At 66.9% G+C, this 21,111-nt stretch carries 19 protein-coding genes and 2 tRNA genes; 9 read left to right on the top strand and 12 right to left on the bottom strand.

Annotated elements, in window-relative coordinates:
* Nucleotides 1–65 precede the first annotated feature (65 nt).
* Nucleotides 66–1,556 carry an Asp-tRNA(Asn)/Glu-tRNA(Gln) amidotransferase subunit GatB gene (gene gatB, locus D7006_RS12440; RefSeq protein ID WP_169120262.1) on the top strand — a complete coding sequence of 497 codons (1,491 nt, stop codon included), beginning with the start codon at nt 66–68 and terminating at the stop codon, nt 1,554–1,556.
* 195 nt (nt 1,557–1,751) lie between these two features.
* Here the strand turns inward: gatB and lipB are convergent, their stop codons facing one another.
* Nucleotides 1,752–2,480 carry a lipoyl(octanoyl) transferase LipB gene (lipB, locus tag D7006_RS12435; protein WP_237356808.1) on the bottom strand — a complete coding sequence of 243 codons (729 nt, stop codon included), beginning with the start codon at nt 2,478–2,480 and terminating at the stop codon, nt 1,752–1,754.
* A gap of 201 nt (nt 2,481–2,681) precedes the next feature.
* Here lipB and D7006_RS12430 point away from each other — a divergent pair.
* Nucleotides 2,682–2,766 (top strand) — tRNA-Leu (locus tag D7006_RS12430).
* A gap of 74 nt (nt 2,767–2,840) precedes the next feature.
* Here the strand turns inward: D7006_RS12430 and D7006_RS12425 are convergent.
* The 3 genes from D7006_RS12425 to aroC form a co-directional block, all read right to left on the bottom strand.
* Nucleotides 2,841–3,497 carry a LysE family transporter gene (locus tag D7006_RS12425; protein WP_237356807.1) on the bottom strand — a complete coding sequence of 219 codons (657 nt, stop codon included), beginning with the start codon at nt 3,495–3,497 and terminating at the stop codon, nt 2,841–2,843.
* A gap of 99 nt (nt 3,498–3,596) precedes the next feature.
* On the bottom strand, nt 3,597–4,370 hold the full coding sequence (locus tag D7006_RS12420) for a polysaccharide deacetylase family protein (RefSeq protein WP_237356806.1): 774 nt from the start codon (nt 4,368–4,370) through the stop codon (nt 3,597–3,599).
* 14 nt (nt 4,371–4,384) lie between these two features.
* On the bottom strand, nt 4,385–5,500 hold the full coding sequence (gene aroC / locus D7006_RS12415) for a chorismate synthase (RefSeq protein ID WP_237356805.1): 1,116 nt from the start codon (nt 5,498–5,500) through the stop codon (nt 4,385–4,387).
* 153 nt (nt 5,501–5,653) lie between these two features.
* Between aroC and D7006_RS12410 the strand changes: the two genes are divergently transcribed.
* Nucleotides 5,654–6,982 carry a hemolysin family protein gene (locus D7006_RS12410; protein ID WP_169120279.1) on the top strand — a complete coding sequence of 443 codons (1,329 nt, stop codon included), beginning with the start codon at nt 5,654–5,656 and terminating at the stop codon, nt 6,980–6,982.
* 36 nt (nt 6,983–7,018) lie between these two features.
* Here the strand turns inward: D7006_RS12410 and D7006_RS12405 are convergent, their stop codons facing one another.
* From D7006_RS12405 to fabI, 4 genes are all read right to left on the bottom strand, one after another.
* Entirely contained in the window at nt 7,019–7,771 is a 753-nt protein-coding gene (locus D7006_RS12405; protein ID WP_237356804.1) for a hypothetical protein, read from the bottom strand.
* A gap of 140 nt (nt 7,772–7,911) precedes the next feature.
* Nucleotides 7,912–8,499: a histidine phosphatase family protein gene (locus tag D7006_RS12400; RefSeq protein WP_237356803.1), complete on the bottom strand. Its 588-nt coding sequence runs from the start codon at nt 8,497–8,499 to the stop codon at nt 7,912–7,914.
* A gap of 35 nt (nt 8,500–8,534) precedes the next feature.
* On the bottom strand, nt 8,535–9,047 hold the full coding sequence (locus D7006_RS12395; RefSeq protein WP_237356802.1) for a hypothetical protein: 513 nt from the start codon (nt 9,045–9,047) through the stop codon (nt 8,535–8,537).
* A 31-nt stretch (nt 9,048–9,078) separates the two neighbouring features.
* Nucleotides 9,079–9,906: an enoyl-ACP reductase FabI gene (fabI, locus tag D7006_RS12390; RefSeq protein WP_169120287.1), complete on the bottom strand. Its 828-nt coding sequence runs from the start codon at nt 9,904–9,906 to the stop codon at nt 9,079–9,081.
* 166 nt (nt 9,907–10,072) lie between these two features.
* Here fabI and D7006_RS12385 point away from each other — a divergent pair.
* Both D7006_RS12385 and D7006_RS12380 read left to right on the top strand, forming a co-directional pair.
* Nucleotides 10,073–10,149, top strand: a tRNA-Pro gene (locus D7006_RS12385).
* Between the two features lie 234 nt (nt 10,150–10,383).
* On the top strand, nt 10,384–11,010 hold the full coding sequence (locus D7006_RS12380) for a papain-like cysteine peptidase (protein WP_237356801.1): 627 nt from the start codon (nt 10,384–10,386) through the stop codon (nt 11,008–11,010).
* Between the two features lie 13 nt (nt 11,011–11,023).
* Here D7006_RS12380 and D7006_RS12375 read toward each other — a convergent pair whose 3' ends face one another.
* Nucleotides 11,024–12,196, bottom strand: a complete 1,173-nt coding sequence (locus D7006_RS12375; RefSeq protein ID WP_371745098.1) for an MFS transporter — start codon at nt 12,194–12,196, stop codon at nt 11,024–11,026.
* Complete coding sequence (locus D7006_RS12370) at nt 12,193–13,572, bottom strand: HdeD family acid-resistance protein (protein ID WP_210257522.1); 1,380 nt, start codon at nt 13,570–13,572, stop codon at nt 12,193–12,195. Before D7006_RS12370 ends, D7006_RS12375 begins: the two co-directional genes overlap by 4 nt.
* A 155-nt stretch (nt 13,573–13,727) precedes the next feature.
* On the opposite strand from D7006_RS12370, the gene D7006_RS12365 reads away from it, so the two are divergent.
* Nucleotides 13,728–13,988: a hypothetical protein gene (locus tag D7006_RS12365; protein WP_229644421.1), complete on the top strand. Its 261-nt coding sequence runs from the start codon at nt 13,728–13,730 to the stop codon at nt 13,986–13,988.
* Between the two features lie 4 nt (nt 13,989–13,992).
* On the opposite strand, the gene mgtE is transcribed toward D7006_RS12365, so the two are convergent.
* Together mgtE and D7006_RS12355 are read right to left on the bottom strand one after the other, a co-directional pair.
* Nucleotides 13,993–15,333 (bottom strand): magnesium transporter, encoded by a 1,341-nt coding sequence (gene mgtE, locus D7006_RS12360; RefSeq protein WP_169120293.1) that lies wholly within the window; start codon nt 15,331–15,333, stop codon nt 13,993–13,995.
* Nucleotides 15,334–15,522: 189 nt separating this feature from the next.
* Nucleotides 15,523–16,134, bottom strand: coding sequence for a carbonic anhydrase (locus D7006_RS12355; RefSeq protein ID WP_229644423.1), 612 nt, complete (start codon nt 16,132–16,134; stop codon nt 15,523–15,525).
* 694 nt (nt 16,135–16,828) lie between these two features.
* Between D7006_RS12355 and urtA the strand changes: the two genes are divergently transcribed.
* The 3 genes from urtA to urtC all read left to right on the top strand — a co-directional run bounded on the left by urtA (nt 16,829) and on the right by urtC (nt 21,054).
* On the top strand, nt 16,829–18,064 hold the full coding sequence (gene urtA, locus D7006_RS12350; RefSeq protein ID WP_371745116.1) for an urea ABC transporter substrate-binding protein: 1,236 nt from the start codon (nt 16,829–16,831) through the stop codon (nt 18,062–18,064).
* Nucleotides 18,065–18,265: 201 nt separating this feature from the next.
* On the top strand, nt 18,266–19,924 hold the full coding sequence (gene urtB / locus D7006_RS12345; protein WP_237356800.1) for an urea ABC transporter permease subunit UrtB: 1,659 nt from the start codon (nt 18,266–18,268) through the stop codon (nt 19,922–19,924).
* Nucleotides 19,921–21,054 carry an urea ABC transporter permease subunit UrtC gene (gene urtC, locus D7006_RS12340; RefSeq protein WP_237356799.1) on the top strand — a complete coding sequence of 378 codons (1,134 nt, stop codon included), beginning with the start codon at nt 19,921–19,923 and terminating at the stop codon, nt 21,052–21,054. Before urtB ends, urtC begins: the two co-directional genes overlap by 4 nt.
* Nucleotides 21,055–21,111 lie beyond the last annotated feature (57 nt).

Genomic DNA, 21,111 nt, shown 5'->3' with positions numbered 1-21,111 from the left:
AGAATGCGGCGTCGCCGCAATGGACCTGACAGCGCGGGCCATCCGCGCACGACGATAGGACGACCATGACCCTTCACACCCGGCCTGCGGAGGCCAAAAAGCTGATTTCCGGCGCCACCGGTGATTGGGAGGTGGTGATCGGCATGGAGGTGCACGCCCAGGTCGCTTCCAATGCCAAGCTGTTCTCCGGCGCCTCCACCGCCTTCGGCGGCGAGCCTAACGATCACGTGTCGCTGGTGGATGCGGCCATGCCCGGCATGCTGCCCGTCATCAACAAGGAGTGCGTCGCGCAGGCGGTGCGCACCGGCCTTGGGCTGAAGGCCGAGATCAACCTGCATTCGGTGTTCGACCGGAAGAACTATTTCTATCCGGACCTGCCGCAGGGCTACCAGATCAGCCAGTACAAGCAGCCCGTCGTCGGCGAGGGCGAGGTCATCGTCGACCTGCCGGACGGCGAGAGCTTCACGGTGGGCATCGAGCGCCTGCATCTGGAGCAGGACGCCGGCAAGTCCATCCACGACCTGTCGCCCACCCTCTCCTTCGTGGACCTCAACCGCTCCGGCGTGGCGCTGATGGAGATCGTCTCCCGCCCCGATCTGCGTTCGGCGGAGGAGGCGAAGGCGTACGTGACCAAGCTGCGCACCATCCTGCGCTATCTCGGCACCTGCGACGGCGACATGGAGAAGGGCAACCTGCGCGCCGACGTGAACGTCTCCGTGCGCCGGCCGGGCGATGAGCTGGGCACACGCTGCGAGATCAAGAACGTCAACTCCATCCGCTTCATCGGTCAGGCGGTGGAGGCGGAAGCCCGCCGGCAGATCGAGATTCTGGAGGATGGCGGCACCATCGCCCAGGAGACGCGCCTGTTCGACCCCACCAAGGGCGAGACGCGGTCCATGCGCTCCAAGGAAGAGGCGCATGATTATCGCTACTTCCCCGATCCGGACCTGCTGCCTCTCGACATCAAGGCCGAGTGGGTGGAGGCGCTGAAGGCGAACCTGCCCGAGCTGCCGGACGAGAAGAAGGCGCGCTTCATCGCCGAATACGGCCTCTCGCCCTACGACGCCGGCGTGCTGGTGGCCGAGCGCGATACGGCCGACTATTTCGAGCAGGTGGTGGAAGGCGGCGGCGCCAAGCGCGACGGCAAGGCGGCGGCGAACTTCGTCATCAACGAGCTGTTCGGCCGACTGAACAAGGAGGGCAAAGACATCACCTCCTCGCCCGTCTCGCCCCAGCAGATCGGCACCATCCTGGACCTCATTGGCGAGGGGACCATCTCTTCCAAGATCGCCAAGGACCTGTTCGAGATCGTCTTCACCGAGGGCGGCGACCCGCGCGTGGTGGTCGAGGCCCGCGGCATGAAGCAGGTGACCGATACCGGAGCCATCGAGAAGGTGGTGGACGAGATCATCGCCGCCAATCCGGACAAGGTGGCGCAGGTACAGGCCAAGCCCACCATGCTCGGCTGGTTCGTCGGCCAGGCCATGAAGGCCTCCGGCGGCAAGGCGAATCCGCAGGCGCTGAACGACATCCTGAAGGCGAAGCTGGGGATCTGAGGGGTTCCCTTCTCTCTGAGAGGGGAGAGGCGCGCTGTCGCCACGCGACCCTAACTCCCTCTCCCCTTGCGGGAGAGGGTAGGGGTGAGGGGTATTGTGCCCCACGAGCCGGCGTTGCTTGCGCGAACAGAAACTTGCCCCCAGCCCCTCTCCCGCAAGGGGAGAGGGGAGGAAGGACCGCTCGCCTGCCGCCCCTCAGGCGAGCGGCTCGCCCGGCACCGTCTTCCCGAACACTTCCTCAAACGCCACCCGCATCACCGCATCCACTTCCGCCATGCTCACCGGCAGGCCGAGGTCGGCGAGGCTGGTGACGCCGTGCTCGCGCACGCCGCAGGGAACGATGCCGCCGAAGTGGGAAAGGTCCGGCTCCACGTTCAGCGAGATGCCGTGGAACGTCACCCAGCGGCGCACGCGGATGCCGATGGCGGCGATCTTGTCTTCTCCGCCGCCCTTGCGGCGCACCCACACGCCCACTCGGTCCTCACGCCGCTCGCCGGTGACGTTGAAGGCGGAGAGGGTGCCGATGATCCAGGCTTCCAGCGCGCTCACATAGCGGCGCACGTCGGGCGAGCGGCGCTTGAGGTCGAGCATGGCATAGGCCACGCGCTGGCCGGGCCCGTGATAAGTGAACTGGCCGCCGCGGCCGGTCTCGTAGACCGGGAATCGCGCGTCCACGAGATCCTCCGGCTTGGCGCTGGTGCCGGCGGTATAGAGCGGGGGATGCTCCAGCAGCCAGACGCATTCCCGCGCCGTGCCCTCGGCGATGGCCGCCGCGCGCGCCTCCATGGCGGCAAGCGCCTCCGGATAGGCGACGAGGCCGTCGCTCACAACCCATTCCACCGGCGGCGCGGAGGAATCGAGCGGGCGAAAGGCGGCTTCCAGGCTGCCGCGGGTGATGGCGGCGGGGGTGACGAAGGCTGTCATGAGAACTGCTTTAATCCATCCGCGCGCCCGGTCCAGCCCTGCCGTTGCAGGGTTCGCGGAACCGTCATCCACAGGCCGGGCACTGCGGCGCGCCTTACCTTTGCAGGGCACTTGTGGCGGCACATTCGATCTGTTAGACGATGGCCCCCGGCCGGAAGCGGTCCTCTCCCGAGGAACCTGAGGTCGGTGCCATCCCTGACTGCGGTCGTGGCGGAATTGGTAGACGCGCTAGCTTGAGGTGCTAGTGGGGAGACCCGTGGAGGTTCGAGTCCTCTCGTCCGCACCAGGTTGATCTGGCTTTTGAAAAAGGCCCTTGCCGGACTTCGGCGAGGGCCTTTTTCGTTTTCGGGCCCTCCTTGGTCAGAGCCGGGAGACCACCCGCAGCAGCACGAGGCCGCTCGCGACGATAAGGAGCGCGCCGATGCACGTGTCGGCGGCAGATCGCATCTTCAGATAAAGCCGGCGGGCGGGCGGGGCGGAAAAGAGGACGGCGAGCAGGCCGAACCATCCCGCCGCTACCGAAAACACCAGCACCGGACTGGCAAACATCGCGCCCCGGCCGGCCGCGGCAGCGAGCAGCCCGCCTGACGCCAGGAAGAACGACAAAGATACGGGGTTGGTGACCGCGGTGAGGAAGCCGAGGCGAAACGCCTCGCGTCCGGTCCGGTGGATGGTGGCCTGAGGTGTCGGCCCCGAACGGCCGCGCAGTGTCCACACCTCCAGCAGGCAGCTGATTCCGGCGCGCAGCAGAAGGACGGCGTAGAGCAGGCAGAATACCAGCTGCAACCGTCCGAGATCGCCCGAAGGGTCAATCCCGCTCAACAGGCCGAGACAGATGACGACGGAGGTGACGTTGACCGTTGCACCAGCGGAGACACCGAGCGCGGCGGCGAGTCCGATGGGCCGGCCGGCGAGGCTGGCACGGCTGACCACCAGGAAGTTCGCACCCGGGACCAGAACCATGGCCGCGTAGGTGCCTGCGAAGACCAGCAGGGCAGAGGGAATTTCGTCGGGCATGCCGTCGTCTCCGCGGTTCGTGCGGAGGCATATGCACACCCCGGTGCCACAAGCGCTTCCCTCAAACGCTGGATGCCGCTGGGATAGGCGGACTGCGCCTTACCCGTGCGCCTTCGGCACCATGTGGACGATGGTGTAGCCGTTCTGCTTCAATGCCTTGAGGAAGGCGGGAATCATCGCCGCGGTATAGGGCTTGGTGTCGTGGAAGAGCACGATCCCGCCGCCCGCCGCATCGAGCCGCTTCATCACCAGATCCAGCTCGGCCTCCGGCGTCATCACGTTCCAGTCGCTGGCCCACAGGTCCGCGCCGAACACGGCTATGCCCTTGCCGTCCAGATATTCCAGAAGCTGCGGCGTCGAGGCGAATCCCGGGAATCGGAAGAAGGGCACGCGGGGCGCCGTCCCGGCCGCGCCATAGGCCGCCGTGTCGTCGGCGGCCATGCCGCGCTCGATCTCCTTCACCGCCGCGTCGAAGGGGATCTTCGCCAGCGTCGCGGCGGGATGGGTCATGGTGTGGTGGGCGACCGTGTGGCCCTCCGCCAGCTCCCGCCGCACCAGCTGTGGCCGGGCACGGGCATTCTCGCCGATGAGGAAGAAGGTGGCGCGCACGCATTCCGCCTTCAGCGCATCGAGCACGGCGGCGGTGGTGGTCGGCCACGGGCCGTCGTCGAAGGTGAGCACCACTTCCTTCGGCGCCAGCGGCAGGGTGTCGGGAAAGGACTTCTTGCCGACGCGCAGGCCCTTGGGATCGACCTCCAGCACCCGCGCCGTTCCCAGCGCCTCCGGCCCACAGGCGAGGGCAGGGCCGGGCGCGCACAGGAGGAGGGCGGCCGCCGCCAGAAGAAGGCGCCTTGCGCGGGCTGGCTGCTTCATTCCCGCCTCCCGCGTCAGCCTTGCGTGAACGGCCAGGCCGGGCTCTGGCCCACCTGCCCGCGATGGCGGATCAGGTGGTCGGCCAGCACGCACCACACCATGGCCTCGCCCACCGGCACGGCACGGATGCCGACGCACGGATCGTGGCGGCCCTTGGTGAAGATATCGGTCTCCTGGCCGGTCCGGTCCACGGTCTGGCGCGGCGTCAGGATGGAGGAGGTCGGCTTCACTGCGAATCGCGCGACGATGGGCGCGCCGGTGGAGATGCCGCCGAGGATGCCGCCCGCATGGTTGGCGAGGAAGTGCGGCCGCCCCTCATTGCCGAGGCGCATCTCGTCCGCATTTTGCTCGCCGGTGAGGCGCGCGGCGTTGAAGCCCTCGCCGATCTCCACGCCCTTCGTGGCATTGATGCCCATGAGGGCGGCGGCGAGGTCGCCGTCGAGCTTGGCATAGAGCGGCGCGCCGAGGCCGGGCGGGACGCCCTCCGCCACCAGCTCCACCACCGCGCCCACCGAGGAGCCGGCCTTGCGGATGCCGTCGAGATAGTCCTCGAACAGCGGCACGGTGCCGGGGTCCGGGCAGAAGAAGGGGTTGTTGCCCACTTCGTCCCAGTCCCAGCGGGAGCGGTCGATCTCGATCTCGCCGATGCGCACCACGGCGCCGCGCACGGTGACGCCGGGCAGCACCTTCGCCGCGATGGCGCCGGCGGCGACCCGCGTCGCCGTCTCGCGCGCCGAGGAACGCCCGCCGCCGCGATGGTCACGGATGCCGTATTTGATGTCGTAGGTGAAATCCGCATGGCCGGGGCGGTAGGCGCCGGCAATGTCGGCATAGTCCTTGGACCGCTGGTCCACGTTCTCGATCAGCAGCGCGATGGGCGTGCCGGTGGTGACGAGGCCGCCCTCGGGATGGGGCAGGGTGCCGGACAGCACCTTCACCTCGTCCGGCTCCCGGCGCTGGGTGGTGAAGCGCGACTGGCCGGGCCGCCGCCGGTCGAGCGCCGCCTGCACGTCCTCGATGGTGAAGCGCACATTGGGCGGGCAGCCATCCACCACGCAGCCAATGGCGACCCCGTGGCTTTCGCCGAAGGTGGTCACGCGGAACATGTGGCCGAAGGTGTTGAACGACATGGCGCCTTTGTCCTCGAACTGCTCCGGGCTCAATAAACGAGGATGGCCGGCAAGGGAACGTCCAGCCGCCCACCGCTCATTTGTGGCTCTGGCGTCACACAGGAGGGGCATCCTGTGCTATGACGTGCGCCGACGGAGCACCACACCCCCGCCATGCCTCTACTCGAAATCCTGATCGTCCTCGTCCTCGTTCTCATCAACGCCGTTCTCGCAGCAGCGGAATTGTCGATCGTCTCGTCTCGCCCCGCCAGGCTGAAGACGCTGGCTGATCGCGGGAACAAGGGGGCAAAGGCGGCCATCCGGCTGGCGGAAGACCCCGGCCGCTTCCTCTCCACAGTCCAGATCGGTATCACCCTCATCGGTATTCTCGCCGGTGCGTTCTCCGGCGCCAGCCTTGGTGATCTCCTGGGCGAGACGCTGCGGGAGGCCGGGTTGCCCACCGGTGTCGCCCACCCGCTGGGCTACACGATGGTTGTGGTGGCCATCACCTATGTGTCGCTGGTCATCGGCGAGCTCATCCCCAAGCGGCTCGCTCTGCAGAATGCCGAGCCGCTGGCCTGCATGGTCGCGCCCCTCATGATCGGGCTCTCCAAGGTCTCGGCGCCCATGGTGTGGCTGCTCGATGCCTCGACCCGCGCGGTGCTGACCCTGCTCGGCCGGGGCGGGAGCCGCGCCAGTTCGGTCACCGACGAAGAAATCCGTGCCATCATCACCGAAGCCGAGACGGCGGGAGTCATCGACCCCGCCGAGCGGCGCATGATCTCCGGCGTGATGCGCCTTGCCGACCGGCCGGTGACGGCCATCATGACGCCCCGGCCGGACGTGGAGTGGGTGGATATCTCCAAGGATGCCGAGGAGGTGCGCCACGTTCTCCTCACCACGCCCCATTCGCGCCTGCCGGCCTGCGACGGCTCGCCCGAGGAGACCATCGGCGTCATCCAGGCCAAGCGCGTGCTCGACGCCTATCTCAAGGGCGAGCGTCCCGACCCGCGCCAATATGTGCAGACGGTGCCCTTCATCGTGGAAAACGTGGGGGCGCTGGAGGCCATGCGCGTGCTGCGCGGCGCCGAGGTGCCCATGGCCATCGTCGTGGACGAATACGGCGACATGGCCGGCGTGGTGACGGGCTACGATTTGCTCCTTGCCATCACCGGATCGGTGGAAGCCGGCCATCAGCCGGGCGACGCCCACGTCGAGCGCAACGTGGTCGAGCGCCACGACGGCAGCTATCTGGTGGCTGGCGATACGCCAGTAGATGAGCTGCGCGACCTGCTGGACGTGGCCCTGCCCACCGACGAGGGCTTCCATACGGTGGCGGGATTCGCCCTCTCGCACCTCAAGGAACTGCCCGAGGAGGGCGAGGTCTTCACGGCGCTGGGCTGGCGGTTCGAGATCGTCGACATGGACGGCCGCCGCATCGACAAGCTGCTGGTGTCGCGGCCCCACGTCCTGCACCGGCAGGAGGTGGCGGGGCAGGGCTGAGGCCCGGCCCCTCTTTCCTTCGCAGGCTCGCGGATTTCAGTCCCGCCGGGCGAGGGAACGCAGGAAGCCCTCATATTCCTCGGTCAGCTCCATATCCACGCCAAAGGCATTCTTCAGCAGGATGTTGGCGATGAAGGGCTGGTCGTTGCGCTTCTCTTCCAGAGTCTCGCGCAGCACCGGGACCGTGTCCTCGATGTGCTTGAGAAAGGCGATGCCCTTCTCCAGCGTCTCGGTCCATTTGGCGCGGTGCCACAGGGCCAGCGGGTACATGATCTCGTGGACGAAGTTGGACTTGCGGGCCTTCTCGAAGAAGCGCAGGCCCGCGCTCCAGTTCTCCTTGGAGCGCAGCGGCGGGGGCGGAATGTCGCCGAGCAGCATCTTCTTGCCGGCCTGTCCCACGAAATCCTCGAGCGTGATGGGCGTCTCGATATTGGTGCGGAAGTGCCAGAGGGCGAAGTTGCCCGGATACTCCTTGCCCCAGGCCTCGATGAAGGCGGCCTCCACCTTGTCCACCGCCGCCTTGTCGCCTTTCAGCGCGGCCGTCATGCAGAAGGCGAACATGGCGTCGTTGGCGACATTGTGCACCCCGCCATTGGCGAGATCGGCCGGGCTGAGGGTGGGGGTCACGCCATCCGCCGGAACCGTCGCATCGCCAGCGCGCAGGGCGGTGATGAACTTGGTGATTTCCAGCCAGCCCATGTAGTGGGCGATGAAGGCGTCCGGATCCACATGGACGATGGCGAGGTTGAGCGGCATCTTCCGCTTCTGCAGTTCGGCCATGTCGGTCATGAAAAGTCCCCCCGGGGCTCGGGTGAAAGGCGTCAACAAACGACCCGGCCCGTCGCGTTCACGACACGGCCGCCGGGCCTACCGGTTTGACGCAGCAAGAAAAATGCCAAGGGGAAGAAGGAGAACGGCGGGGCGGAAGCTCAGTCCGCGACCTCGAACCCGCCGCGCGCGACCACATAGACCGCCCCCTGACGCACCGGCAGGATGGAGGCCTCGCCCTCGGGCATGCCGGCCTTCACGTGCAGCAGCGCGCGGATAACGCCGCCGTGGGTGACGATCACCGCGTCGTCCTCGATCTCGGCGCAGGCCGCGCCGACGCGCTCGCACAGGGTGCGGTAGCTCTCGCCGCAGGGGGGCGCGAAATTCCATGGGTCGAGGTCGCGCCGGCGCACGGCTTCATAGTCGCGGCGGCGCAGCTCGGGCCAAGTCTGGCCCTCCCACAGGCCGAAGGAGATTTCGGCGAAGCGGATGTCGGTCTTGAAGTCGGCAACCGGCAGATCGAGGCCGGTGCGCAGGATGCGCATGGTCTCCACCGCCCGCGACAGGGGGCTGGAGACATAGGACAGCGCGCGGGTGTCGCCCGCCAGCTGGGCGAGCACGCGCCCCACCTGTCCCGCCTGGATGCGGCCGAGCGTGTTCAGCGGCACGTCGCGGCGCCCCTGGAGCCGGCCCACCACATTCCAGTCGGTCTCGCCATGGCGGACGAGGAAGAAGCGTCGCGTCGTCATCTCTCTCCGGCCCGCCCCGTCGGGCGCGGCGTCACTCACCGCGGCGGAATCGTGATTACGTGGTCATACCAGGCGCCGCGCGGCGGGTAGGTGACGCGCAGCGTGATGGTCGAGCCCGGCGCGGCCTTGCCCTTGTAGCTCACGATGAGCCCCTTGGCCGGCTGGCCGATGCACTTGGTGGTGTGCCCGCCATCGATTCCGGTGGCGACGAAGCGGCCAAACTGGATGCCGACCTTGCCGCCGGGCGGGGCGGAGAGGACCTGGATGGCCGGGATCTGCGTCTGCTGGCAGTTGTAGTCGGAGGTGCCGGCGGCGAACAGCGCGTTGCGGCTCCCGCCGCCCCCGATCATGAAGCTGACGCCGTATTCGGAGGGCGTCACATAATCCGGGAAGACCGCGCCGCCGGGGCCGAACACGCGGTCGCGGAGCGGATACTGATCGAAGGTCGGCGGGCTCTGCGCCAGCGCCGCGCCGGCAGTCACGAGCATTCCCGCAGAGACGGCAACGGCGAGGGCGAAACGGGCGGCCCGGAAATCAAGCGCCGTCATGGTGAGTCTCCTCTGTGGGCGGGCGCCGGGCTCAATCGCGGACGAGGGCGAGGTCCGGCGCGTCGGGATGCTTCATGCCCACAATATGGTACCCGGCATCCACATGATGCACCTCGCCGGTCACACCACGCGACAAATCGGAGACGAGGTAGACGCCCGTGTCGCCCACCTCGTCGGTGGTGACCGTCCGGCGCAGCGGCGAGTTCAGCTCGTTCCACTTCAGGATGTAGCGGAAATCGCCGATGCCGGAGGCGGCCAGCGTCTTGATGGGGCCGGCGGAGATGGCGTTCACGCGGATCGCCTTCGGGCCGAGGTCGGCGGCGAGATAGCGCACGCTCGCCTCAAGCGCGGCCTTGGCCACGCCCATGACGTTGTAGTGGGGCATCCACTTTTCCGCGCCGTAATAGGTCAGCGTGATGAGGGAGCCGCCATTGGTCATCAGCTTCTCGGCCCGCTGCGCGACAGCGGTGAACGAGTAGCAGGAAATGAACATGGTCTTGGTGAAATTGTCCGCCGTGGTTTCCACGTAGCGGCCGTCCAGCTCGTCCTTGTTGGAGAAGGCGATGCAGTGGACGACGAAGTCCAGCGTGCCGAACAGGCGCTCGGTCTCGGCGAAGACGGCGTCCAGCGTCTCCGGCTCGGTCACGTCGCAATGGCCGACGAGGTGGCCGCCCAGTTCAGCCGCCAGCGGCTCGACCCGCTTCTTCAGCGCCTCGCCCTGATAGGTGAGGGCGAGCTCGGCACCATGGGCCCGGGCCGACTTGGCGATTCCATAGGCGATGGATCGATTGTTGGCGACACCGAGAATCAGCCCGCGCTTGCCCTTCAGAAGACCGCTCGCGAAACCGTCCGTCGCCATAGACCCAACTCCACATGCTCAAGCCATTGAAACCCATGATGCCGACCGGTGGACGCACCATGAGCGCGCTTCCTATGGCATGGGGCCATCCACCGTTCAAGCGAAGCTGGCGCACAGACCCCCTTGCATCCCCCCGGAGCGGATGCTAGATGCGGCGCCTCTGGATCGGAGTGTAGCGCAGTCTGGTAGCGCACCACGTTCGGGACGTGGGGGTCGCAGGTTCAAATCCTGCCACTCCGACCAGCTGTTAATCCGGCCTCGCCGGAAACCCCGTCCCCCCATCATCTCGATGATTTTCGCCGCCCTCGGGCGCGCCGAAGCGCGTGCCACACCCCGCGGATTATTTTCCGCTGCGTCAGGTTGTGCGGCGCATCCTTTACCATCTCATGGTAAATGGGTGCCATGTTGTCCCGCCTTCTCCGCCGCACTCCCGCGCTCGTTCCGGACCGAATCGTGAGTCTTGGTTCGGTGTGCGAGGTGGCCTATCAGGTGCGCCGACTCTCCCGGTCCGAGCGGGCCTATCCCTTCGACTGGTGGGTGACGCCGCTCGACAGCGTTCTCAAGGTGTTGGAAGCCGGTGCGCCCGCGGTGTTCGAGGCTGCGCAGCTCATGAAGGTTCCCGATTATGGAGGGGACCGCGCGCTCTATTCGCGCCTGTTCGGCACCGTTCACCGCCATGAGTTTCCGGCGGGCGAGGACTATCTCGCCCTCGACGAGGCGGAGTTAGCGCGGCGTCTGATTCCTAAATACGAGGCCCTGCAGGCCAGGCTGGTGGACGACTGCGCCGAAGGCACGACCCTCTTCGTGCGGAAGTGCCTGCCAGAGCACGATCCAAGGGACGACAGGCTGGAGGAGACCATTGACCACCTCCATGCCGCGCTCGCCACGTTTGCCGCAGACCCGCGACTGCTGCTTTTGGACTATGCGCCGGTTCGGCCACGCCCGTGGCTGATGACGGCCTCCGTGCCCCGCTTGCGCGACCACAATGATCTCGGCTCCGAGCGCGGATGGAATCGAACCTTCCGGGCGCTGGGGATTGCCTGTCGATCGGGCAAAAAGTTCCGATTCGACGATCTGATCGAGACGTTCGAAGCGCGCCAGTGATTCGCGCGCCTCTTCACGCGCTTCCGCGCAGTCGCCAGGCGGCGACGGCGAAGAGGGAGCAGGCAAGGGTCGCGAACAGGGCGAGGCCGTGCGGGTGGACCTGCATGGCAAATCCCGCGCCCAGAGGGCCGACGAGCGCCCCGAGCCCCCAGAACAGGCCGGAGACCGCATAGATGCCCACGAGGTCGCCGCCCTTGAAGCGGCTGCCCACCAGCGTGATCATGATGGTGTAGATGCCGACGAATGCGCCGCCCCAGATGAACAGCAGGGCATAGGTCGCGACGGCATTGCCGAGCGCCAGCGGCCAGATCGCCGCGCCGACCGCCGAGATGACCGCGAGCAGGATCACCAGCCTGCGGCGGTCCATGGTGTCGCCGAGCCAGCCGATGGGCAGTTGCAGCAGGATGGCACCCACCATCATCACCGACATCAGCCGCGTCGCATGCTCCTCCGCCCAGCCGAGCCCCACCGCATAGAGCGCGAGGAAGGAGAGGCCCGCGGTCTCGATGGCGGCATTCAGCATGGTCGCCGAGAGGGCCAGCGGCGCGAGTCGGACGAAGCGGACGGGATTGCTGATGGTCGGCTCGTCGAAGTGCGGGGCGATCACCCGTGGCGACGCGACGAACAAGGCCGCGACCAGCGCCGCGCCTGCACCCAGCAGATAGGGCAGGGCACCCTCCGTGCCGACCAGCGAGAGAATCAGCGGACCCAGGGCAAGGCCGACCGACATGGCCGCGGTATAGGCCGCCATGGAGCGGGCGCGGGTGTTCTCGGTGGAAAGCGCGTTGATCCACGTCTCAGAGGTCACGAACAGGGCCTCGGCCGCCATGCCGAGGAAAAGCCGCAGCACGAACCACAGCCAGATGGCCGGCATGATCGGGAAGGCGGCGAGCGCCACGGCCGAGACCGCGATGGACAGGAGAATCAGCCGGCGGGGCCCGAGCAGGGCGACCATCCGTGGCAGGATGAGCGCCGTCACCAGCACACCGACGGCGTGCATGGCGGCATTGGCGCCGATCACGGTTTCACCGAGCCCGCGTGCGGCCAGATCGAAGGCGATAAGCGGCGCGGTCAGGGAATAGGTGAGGCCGAAGACCATGGCCGTCGCGATCACCGCTCCGCGGGCCACGAGGGTCGATGCCTCGGGGAGGGCGGCGGTCGCCGGCTCGACGCTGTCGTGGCTCACGGATGCACGGGCTCCGCCGGCTTGGAGGCGTCCTTGGTGCTTTGGCGAGCGGGAGGGGCGGCACCGGTGCGCCCCCCAGTGACGCGACGCAGGAAGTCCTTCAACCGGTCGGCGAAGGGCGGCGGCGCAGGCTCGACGATGCGCTTCATGGTGAGGGCGTAGTCGAGCACCAGGCCGGGCGTCCAGCTCATGGCCTCAGCCCGCGAGCGGATGTAGGCGGCGGCCCAGACGTCGGGATTGAACATGAGGGTCGCCACCCGCACCCAGGGCATCCGTGTCGCGAGGCTTCCCTCCAGCGCCGAATCGAGCGCCGCGGCCACCACCACCGAACAATTGCGGTCGGTGAGGTTGTAGGTGTCCACCTGCCGGTAGCCGGCCCAGAAGGCCATGAGGCGCCGCGCATCGAAGCGGGTGAACTCCACCTTCTGGTCGGCCTCGCACCAATTGGCGCACTCGTAGGCGTAGGACGGCTGGAAGCGGCCCTTCACGTCATTCTCCGAGGTGGCCCGCAGGAGGCGGGCAAACTCCGCCGGCGGGTGTTCGATCTCTTCCGCCGGATAGTGGCTGATGTAGAGATCCGGCTTGAGCTCGAGGGAGGCGTGGCCGGTCGATATGGCACCGCTGCGATCGACCGCCGCGATGTAGCGATCGATCACCGGATGGTGGTTCCTCACGTCCGCCGAGCCTGTGGGCGTCCAGACGTGGACGATCATCGGCCCTTCCCAGGGCGGCAGCGGCGCGGTGTCGTCCGCGATCACCGGCGCATTGTCGTACCAGTCACGGCCGCCATAGATGGGCAGGCTCAGGATCGCGACCTCGGCGAGCAGCGCGCGCAGCATCAGGCTCGCCCGGAGCATGATCCAGCCGGACATCAGCAGGAGCACGGCCACCGCCAGCGGCACCTTGAGCTCGTGCGCCAGCGGCCACCGGCTACCGATGAACAAGGCCAGGAACAGCTCGACCACCCCGACCGCCACGGTTGCGCGCCAGAGGCGGAAGCGCACGACCGCCGCCGTGACGATGCGGGCCGTGCCGTCCACGAGAAAGGCGGCGCCGAAGAGAAGGGACAGCGCCATCCCGTTCCGCGAGGGGTAATCGAGAATGAAGGTGCCCAGGAAGATGAGGGCGGCCGCACGGCCGAGCGCCAGCACCCGGCTGCGCGCGCCCGAGAAGGCGAACGCGGTGAGGAGGCCCAGCAGGCCCTCGAACACGAAGACGCCGCCGAACACCTGAGTCGCCACCGACATGGTGCCGTCCATGGCGTCGATCAGGATCAGGGAGGCGACGAGGAAGAGCGCGGCCGCGAGCAAGGTGAGCACCCACCAGCGGTCGCGCAATGCACGGGCTCCCACAAGGAGGAAGGCAAGCTTAACCATGGCGGGGCGGGGATCACTCAGCGGAAACTGCCGCAGGATGACGGTAAAGGGATCAAGAACGCAAGTCGTGCGCGCTCGCCGTGCGCGGGCTTTCGGAACTTCGCGGTGGGTCTCGTGTTCGGCTTAAGGACGCAAAACCAACGAGAGGTATTTCAATGACAAACGCCGACATGGATCGACTGAAGACCGATGCGTCGGGCAACACCGGTCTCAGTGCCGTCCTCGCCGAGGCGGTGGAGGGGTTTTCCTCCACCGAGGATGCGGTGCGCTTCCTCGCCTCCCGTGGGTTCGAGGTGACGGCATCGGACCTTGCCGCCGCAGCCAGCGAAACCGAGGCGCCGGCGGAAGCGGAGGAATCCGAGGATGCGGAGGAAGACGGCTACGGCGCGCTAATGCGCTTCGTCCGGCAGTCCTGAGCCCTCACAGGATGGTTCCGTGAAGGAACAGCCAAGCCACCGAGAAGTAGATCACGATGCCGGTCACATCGACCAGCGTCGCGATGAAGGGCGCTGAAGCGGAGGCGGGGTCGAAGCCGAGGCGCTTCAGCAGGAAGGGCATCAGCGATCCCGCCAGCGAGCCGAAGGTGACGATGCCGATCAGCGCGGCGCCGATGGTGACGGCCAGAAGCTTCCAGTACTCGCCATAGTCGAACAGCCCGACCTGCTGCCAGACGATGATGCGGATGATGCCGATGACACCGAGGATGGTGCCGAGCGTGATTCCCGTGGGCAGTTCGCGCAGGGCGACACGCCACCAGTCGCGCAGCCGCACCTGATGCAGCGCCAGGGCGCGGATGATGAGGGAGGTTGCCTGCGAGCCCGAATTGCCACCCGAGCTCATCACCAGCGGGATGAACAGGGCCAGCACGATCGCCTTCTCCAGTTCGTCGGAGAAGAACTGCATCGCGCTCGCCGTGAACATCTCGGAGATGAACAGGATGCACAGCCAGCCCGCGCGCTTGCGGATCATCTCCTTAAAGGAGATTTCCAGATAGGGCTCGTCGATGGCCTCCATGCCGCCCATGCGCTGGACGTCTTCGGTCTGCTCCTCGATCATGGCGTCGATGACGTCGTCGACGGTGACGATGCCGAGGACGTGGCCGGTCGTGTCCACGACGGGCACGGCGAGGAAATCGTATTTGGAGATGGTCCGCGCCACCTCCTCCTGCGGTAGGTTCGGCGGGACGGTGATCGGCGTGTAGGGGTTCGCCACCGACAGGATCGAATCGCCGGGATTGCCCGAGATCAGCCGGCGCAGCGACACCGTGTTCACCAGCCGCCGCGTGCCGGGCGACAGCACGTAGATGGCGTAGACGGTCTCGCGGCTGCGCTCCACCTCGCGGATGTGGTCGAGGGTCTGCTGCACGGTCCAGTTGGAGGGCACCGAGACGAACTCGGTGGTCATCAGCGCGCCGGCCGTGCCCTCGGGATAGGTGAGCAGGTGGTCGATCGCCGCCTGCGCCTCGGGGCTGAGCGCATCCCGAAGCCGCCCCTTCGCCGGTTCCTCGATCCAGCGCAGCACGTCGGCGGCGCGGTCGGCGGACATGCCTTCGAGAATGCCGACCGCCCGCTCCTGCGGCAGCGCCTCGATCACCTCGCAGGCATCGTGAAACTGCGGCTGGTCCAGCACCTCGACCGCCCATTTCAGCGGCATATGCGCAACCACGCCGGTCGCTTCCTCGGCGGTCTTGCCATTCAGGAATTCGACGATGTCAGCGACGTGCTCGTGCCCGAGCCGCGATGCGATAGCCGCGTCGGTCATATGGGTGTGTCCCGGTTCGAGGGGATGTTCAAGCAAGAACGGCCCTGTCCAATGCAAGGTGCCGGTCGAGCCGACCCATATCGGATAATCACCATTTAATACAAGGGGATGAAACGCGGCCGGAACAACCGGCCGCGCTGCCCTTTCGGCACGCCTTTAGGTCAACTCACCGCCCGTGCGCGGACCGGTTCAGGCGGGCTTGAAGGTGCCGTCGTCTGCCAGCATCTCCAGGCGGCCGGTGGCCACGCCGAAATAGGCGCCGTGCAGCTTGAGGTCTCCTTCGGCGACCCGCTCGGCGACCCAGGGGAAGCCGGCGAGGTTGGCGAGGGAGAGCTTGACGCAGCACTGCTCGCAGAAGCGCTGGCGCTCGTCGGCCGGCAGGTTGGCATCCTCGGCCATCAGACGGGCGGGCTCGGCGATCTTCATCCAGCCGGCGACGAAATCCTCCGCGCCGGGAGGCGCCCCGTCGAGCAGCGCATGGATGCCGCCGCACTGGGCGTGGCCGAGCACCACGACCTGCTTCACCTTCAGCACCCGCACCGCGAACTCAATGGCTGCCGACGTACCGTGATAGTTGGCGTCGGGCATGAACGGCGGGACGAGATTGGCGACGTTGCGCACCACGAACATCTCGCCCGGGCCGGCGTCGAAGATCATCTGCGGATCGACGCGGCTGTCCGAGCAGGCGATCACAAGCGTTTCCGGCTTCTGGCCGCGCGCCGCCAGCCGCTCGAACAGCAGCTTGCGCTCGGGCCATGCCGTTTCGCGAAACCGTTGGTAGCCGGAGATCAGTTCGTCCACGCGATCGCTCCCTTCAGTTACGCGGCCACGGAAGTCTGAGCTTCGCGGACAAGTCAAGAGCATGCCGCGCGGAACCGGACTTCGCCTTGCCACGTTCTCATCGCGAAAGCTTGAAAACCTGTGGAGCCAAGGACATGCGCGGAATTCTACTTTGGATCATGGGCGTTCCGATCTCGGTTATCGTCCTCCTGTACCTCTTCAACTTCCTCTGAGGCTGGAGCCGTGCGCGGCGATCGCTGCGCACGGCCTCTCGTTACGCTGCGCGAGGGGAACGAGGCGGCGCGCTGCGCCGGGGCTGCTGCTTAATCGCTGCGCAGTCGCCTTCCGAAGAGAGTCTTGTTTCAGCAGGGCGCAGTCGCGTTTGAGGCTGTATAGAATTACCCTTTTCGGCCGTTGCATGCATGGATTGGCGCCGATGATGCAATTTTAGCCATTTGCAATTCGCCGCCCTGCCCAATACGTGGGCATTCGCCTCCGCCTCCCTCCCATGGCCTCAAGCGGGATTGGAGCGAGGTATTGTGTGGCGCCCGACTGTGCGGTGCAACCGGCCTTGGCACGCGCCTTGCTCACTCTCCATTGGTCGGCCCCGCTTGGGCCGTCGGAATAGGGGAGAGAGCGCATGCTCGGTTTGCTGGGACGGACGACCAGGAGGGGATTCGGGGCGCTCGCCGCTGCCGCCGTCGTCGCGGGCACGATGGGAGTGGGCGCGGCACGGGCCGAAGACACCATCAAGGTCGGCATCCTGCATTCACTGTCGGGCACCATGGCCATCAGCGAGACCACGCTGAAGGACGTGATGCTCATGCTCATCGAAGAGCAGAACAAGAAGGGCGGCCTGCTCGGCAAGAAGCTTGAGGCCGTGGTGGTGGACCCGGCCTCCAACTGGCCGCTGTTCGCCGAGAAGGCCCGTGAGCTGATCACCAAGGACAAGGTCGCGGCCGTGTTCGGCTGCTGGACCTCGGTGTCCCGCAAGTCCGTGCTCCCGGTGTTCAAGGAGCTGAACAACATCCTCTTCTACCCCGTGCAGTACGAGGGTGAGGAGAGCGAGCGCAACGTGTTCTACACCGGCGCCGCGCCGAACCAGCAGGCCATCCCGGCGGTGGACTACCTCGCGAACGAGGAGAAGGTGGAGCGCTGGGTGCTCGCGGGCACCGACTATGTCTATCCCCGCACCACCAATAAGATCCTTGAAGCCTATCTGAAGTCCCGCGGCGTGAAGGCCGAGGACATCATGATCAACTACACGCCGTTCGGTCATTCCGACTGGCAGACGATCGTCTCCGACATCAAGAAGTTCGGCTCTGCTGGCAAGAAGACCGCCGTGGTCTCCACCATCAACGGTGACGCCAACGTGCCCTTCTACAAGGAGCTGGCCAACCAGGGCATCAAGGCGACCGATATCCCGGTCGTGGCCTTCTCGGTGGGCGAGGAAGAGCTCGCCGGCATCGACACCAAGCCGCTCCTCGGCCACCTCGCGGCCTGGAACTACTTCATGTCCATCGACACGCCCGAGAACAAGGCGTTCATCGACAAGTGGCACGCCTTCACCAAGAATCCGAAGCGCGTCACCAACGACCCGATGGAAGCCCATTACATCGGCTTCAACATGTGGGTGAAGGCGGTGGAGAAGGCCGGCACGACCGATCCGGACAAGGTCATCGCCACCCTGCCGGGCATCCAGCAGGCCAACCTCACGGGCGGCGTCTCGCAGATGCTGCCGAACCACCACATCACCAAGCCGGTCTTCATCGGTGAGATCAAGGACAACGGCCAGTTCGACGTGGTGTGGAAGACCAAGGACCTGATCCCCGGCGAAGCCTGGTCCAAGTACCTCGAAGGTTCGAAGAACCTCGTTGCCGACTGGGTCAAGTACAATTGCGGCAACTACGACACCACGACCAACAAATGCCTGGGTGCGGCCGCCAAGTAGGCGCCTGCAAACTAAGCGGCTGCCATAGCGCGGGGATCATCGGTCCCCGCGGCCTGCCGAAGGCTCTTCAAGGTTTTATCTCGACCTCTCGTACCGTCCTTCGGGGCGCCCCTCCCTCTCCCCGTAAGGGGAGGGGGAGCCCTGCTGCACTCCCGATAAGGGCCGCCGGCTTGCCCGGCCGCGCCGGAGCGGATGACCCGAATGATGCGGCTGCCCCTTCCCGTACCGCAGGCGAACGTCTCGCCCAGCACGCTGCGGACCCTCTTTCTTTCCTTTCTTGCCGTGCTGATGGCCGGGCTCGTGGCTTCGGTCCCCGCCCGCGCGCAGAGCCAGCCGGACATTTCCGGCATCATCGCCAAGTTCGGCAACGACAGCTATTCCGACACGACCGATGCGGTCGCGGCGCTCGCCACTTCGGGCAGCCCGCAGGCCGCCGCCGTGGTCGAGGCGCTGGCCGCCGGCAACCTGCTTTATGATCCGGCGACCAAGGCCGTCTTCATCCGCACCCCCAGCGGCATGGTCGATCCGGCCACGGGCGCCATCGTCGGCAGCGCGCCGGCCAATCTCTCGCCGGTGCGGGCCAACAACCGAGTCCGCCGCGCGCTCGATGCCGCGGCCGGGGCGCTGACGCTGCTCAATGCTGATCCGGCGAAGCGGCTCGATGCCGCCGCCGCCGTGTTCAAGTCTCGCGATGCTGCGGCGCTGCCCACGGTCGAGGCGGCCATCGCCAAGGAAACCGTGCCGGCCGTGAAGGCCGCGCTGGCGCAGGCCCGCGCCGCCATCCTCATCGGCAAGGCCGACGCGCCCGAGCCGGATCGCCGCGCCGCCATCCAGCTCATCGCCGCGCGCGGCGATCAGGAATCCATCAGCCTGCTGCGCAGCCTGCCGGCGAATTCGCCGCCGGCCCTCAAGGCCGCGGCCGAGGCGGGCATCACGAAGGCCGAGGAGAGCCTCAAGTTCTGGGCCGTGGTGCAGAATGTCTGGTACGGCCTCTCGCTCGGCTCCGTTCTGCTGCTGGCGGCCATCGGCCTCGCCATCACCTTCGGTGTCATGGGCGTCATCAACATGGCCCATGGCGAGATGGTGATGCTGGGCGCCTACACCACCTTCGTGGTGCAGGAGCTGATCCGCCAGAAGGCGCCTTATCTGTTCGACTGGTCGCTGACCATCGCTTTGCCGCTGGCCTTCCTGTTCACGGCGCTCGTGGGCATCCTCATCGAGCGGACGGTGATCCGCTTCCTCTATGGCCGGCCGCTCGAAACCCTGCTCGCCACCTGGGGTGTTTCGCTGATCCTCCAGCAGGCGGTGCGCAGCGTGTTCGGCCCCACCAACCAGGAGGTCGGTGCGCCCTCGTGGATGTCCGGCGCGTTCCAGATCGGGCAATTGTCCATCACCTACAACCGGCTCTGGATCATCTGCTTCGCGCTGATCGTGTTCTTCACCCTGCTGCTGGTGCTCCGGCGAACGCCGCTCGGCCTCTATGTGCGGGCGGTGACGCAGAACCGGCGCATGGCGGCGGCCATGGGCATCCGCACCGGGCGCATCGATGCGCTCACCTTCGGCCTCGGCTCGGGCATCGCCGGCATTGCCGGCGTGGCGCTCTCGCAGATCGACAATGTGAGCCCCAACCTCGGGCAGGGCTACATCATCGACAGCTTCATGGTGGTGGTGTTCGGCGGCGTGGGGAACCTCTGGGGCACGCTGGTGGGTGCCTTCACGCTGGGCGTGGCCAACAAGCTTCTTGAGCCCTTTGCCGGCGCGGTGCTGGGCAAGATCCTGCTGCTCGTCTTCATCATCCTGTTCATCCAGAAGCGCCCGCGCGGTCTGTTCGCGCTCAAGGGCCGGGCGGTGGAATCATGAACCGCACCCGCATCATCGACCGCACCGGCGGCATCTTCCTCCTCGCGGTGCTGGCGGCGGGCGTGCTCATCCCCGCCTCGAACCTGCTGCTGCCCCCCGGCAATCCGCTCCATGTGCCGGACTACATGATCCCGCTGCTCGGCAAGTATCTGTGCTACGCGCTGCTCGCCGTGGCGGTGGATCTGGTGTGGGGCTATTGCGGGGTGCTGTCGCTCGGACACGGCGCCTTCTTCGCCCTCGGCGGCTACGCCATGGGCATGTACCTCATGCGCCAGATCGGCGCGCGCGGCGTCTACGGCAATCCGGTGCTGCCCGATTTCATGGTGTTCCTGAACTACAAGGAACTGCCCTGGTTCTGGGAAGGCTTCAACATCTTCCCCTTCGCCATGCTCATGGTGGTGCTGGTGCCGGGGGCGCTCGCCTTCGTGTTCGGCTGGTTCGCCTTCCGCTCGCGCGTCACCGGCGTCTATCTCTCCATCATCACGCAGGCGATGACCTTCGCGCTCATGCTCGCCTTCTTCCGGAACGACATGGGCTTCGGCGGCAACAACGGCCTCACCGATTTCAAGGACATCCTCGGCTTCCCCATCTCCGCGCCCTCGACCCGCCTCGTGCTGTTCGTGCTCTCGGCGGTGGCGCTGGCGGCGGGCTATGTGCTGTGCCGGGCGCTCGTCACCTCCAAATACGGCAAGGTGCTGGTGGCGGTGCGCGACGCGGAGAGCCGCACCCGGTTCCTCGGCTACCGGGTGGAGAACTACAAGCTGGTCGCCTGGGTGCTCTCGGCCATGCTGGCAGGTGTCGCCGGGGCGCTCTACGTGCCGCAAGTGGGCATCATCAACCCGTCGGAGTTCGCCCCCGCCCAGTCCATCGAGATGGTGATCTGGGTGGCGGTGGGCGGGCGCGGCACACTGGTCGGCGCGGCGCTGGGCGCGCTCATCGTCAATGCTGGCAAGACCTGGTTCACCGGCGTGCTGCCGGAGGCCTGGCTGTTCGCCCTCGGCGCACTGTTCGTGCTGGTCACGCTGTTCCTGCCCAAGGGCGTGCTCGGCCTCGCGGCCAGCCTCTCCGAGAAGTGGAAGGCCCGCCGGCCGTCCTCGGCACCCACCCCCAGCGCGACCCCGGCGGAGTGAGCCCCATGAGCATGCTTTCTCCCTCTGCCGATCCCTATGCCGTCAAGTCGCATGGCG

Source organism: Xanthobacter sp. YC-JY1 (genome assembly GCF_021730305.1).
Lineage (GTDB): Bacteria > Pseudomonadota > Alphaproteobacteria > Rhizobiales > Xanthobacteraceae > Xanthobacter > Xanthobacter flavus.
This window is presented reverse-complemented; position numbering and strand designations above follow the sequence as displayed.

Coding starts and splice junctions, on each gene's coding strand:
- gatB (WP_169120262.1), top strand. CDS start 66: ATGACCCTTCACACCCGGCCTGCGGAGGCCAAAAAGCTGATTTCCGGC.
- lipB (WP_237356808.1), bottom strand. CDS start 2,480: ATGACAGCCTTCGTCACCCCCGCCGCCATCACCCGCGGCAGCCTGGAA.
- D7006_RS12425 (WP_237356807.1), bottom strand. CDS start 3,497: ATGCCCGACGAAATTCCCTCTGCCCTGCTGGTCTTCGCAGGCACCTAC.
- D7006_RS12420 (WP_237356806.1), bottom strand. CDS start 4,370: ATGAAGCAGCCAGCCCGCGCAAGGCGCCTTCTTCTGGCGGCGGCCGCC.
- aroC (WP_237356805.1), bottom strand. CDS start 5,500: ATGTCGTTCAACACCTTCGGCCACATGTTCCGCGTGACCACCTTCGGC.
- D7006_RS12410 (WP_169120279.1), top strand. CDS start 5,654: ATGCCTCTACTCGAAATCCTGATCGTCCTCGTCCTCGTTCTCATCAAC.
- D7006_RS12405 (WP_237356804.1), bottom strand. CDS start 7,771: ATGACCGACATGGCCGAACTGCAGAAGCGGAAGATGCCGCTCAACCTC.
- D7006_RS12400 (WP_237356803.1), bottom strand. CDS start 8,499: ATGACGACGCGACGCTTCTTCCTCGTCCGCCATGGCGAGACCGACTGG.
- D7006_RS12395 (WP_237356802.1), bottom strand. CDS start 9,047: ATGACGGCGCTTGATTTCCGGGCCGCCCGTTTCGCCCTCGCCGTTGCC.
- fabI (WP_169120287.1), bottom strand. CDS start 9,906: ATGGCGACGGACGGTTTCGCGAGCGGTCTTCTGAAGGGCAAGCGCGGG.
- D7006_RS12370 (WP_210257522.1), bottom strand. CDS start 13,572: ATGGTTAAGCTTGCCTTCCTCCTTGTGGGAGCCCGTGCATTGCGCGAC.
- D7006_RS12365 (WP_229644421.1), top strand. CDS start 13,728: ATGACAAACGCCGACATGGATCGACTGAAGACCGATGCGTCGGGCAAC.
- mgtE (WP_169120293.1), bottom strand. CDS start 15,333: ATGACCGACGCGGCTATCGCATCGCGGCTCGGGCACGAGCACGTCGCT.
- urtA (WP_371745116.1), top strand. CDS start 16,829: ATGGGAGTGGGCGCGGCACGGGCCGAAGACACCATCAAGGTCGGCATC.
- urtB (WP_237356800.1), top strand. CDS start 18,266: ATGATGCGGCTGCCCCTTCCCGTACCGCAGGCGAACGTCTCGCCCAGC.
- urtC (WP_237356799.1), top strand. CDS start 19,921: ATGAACCGCACCCGCATCATCGACCGCACCGGCGGCATCTTCCTCCTC.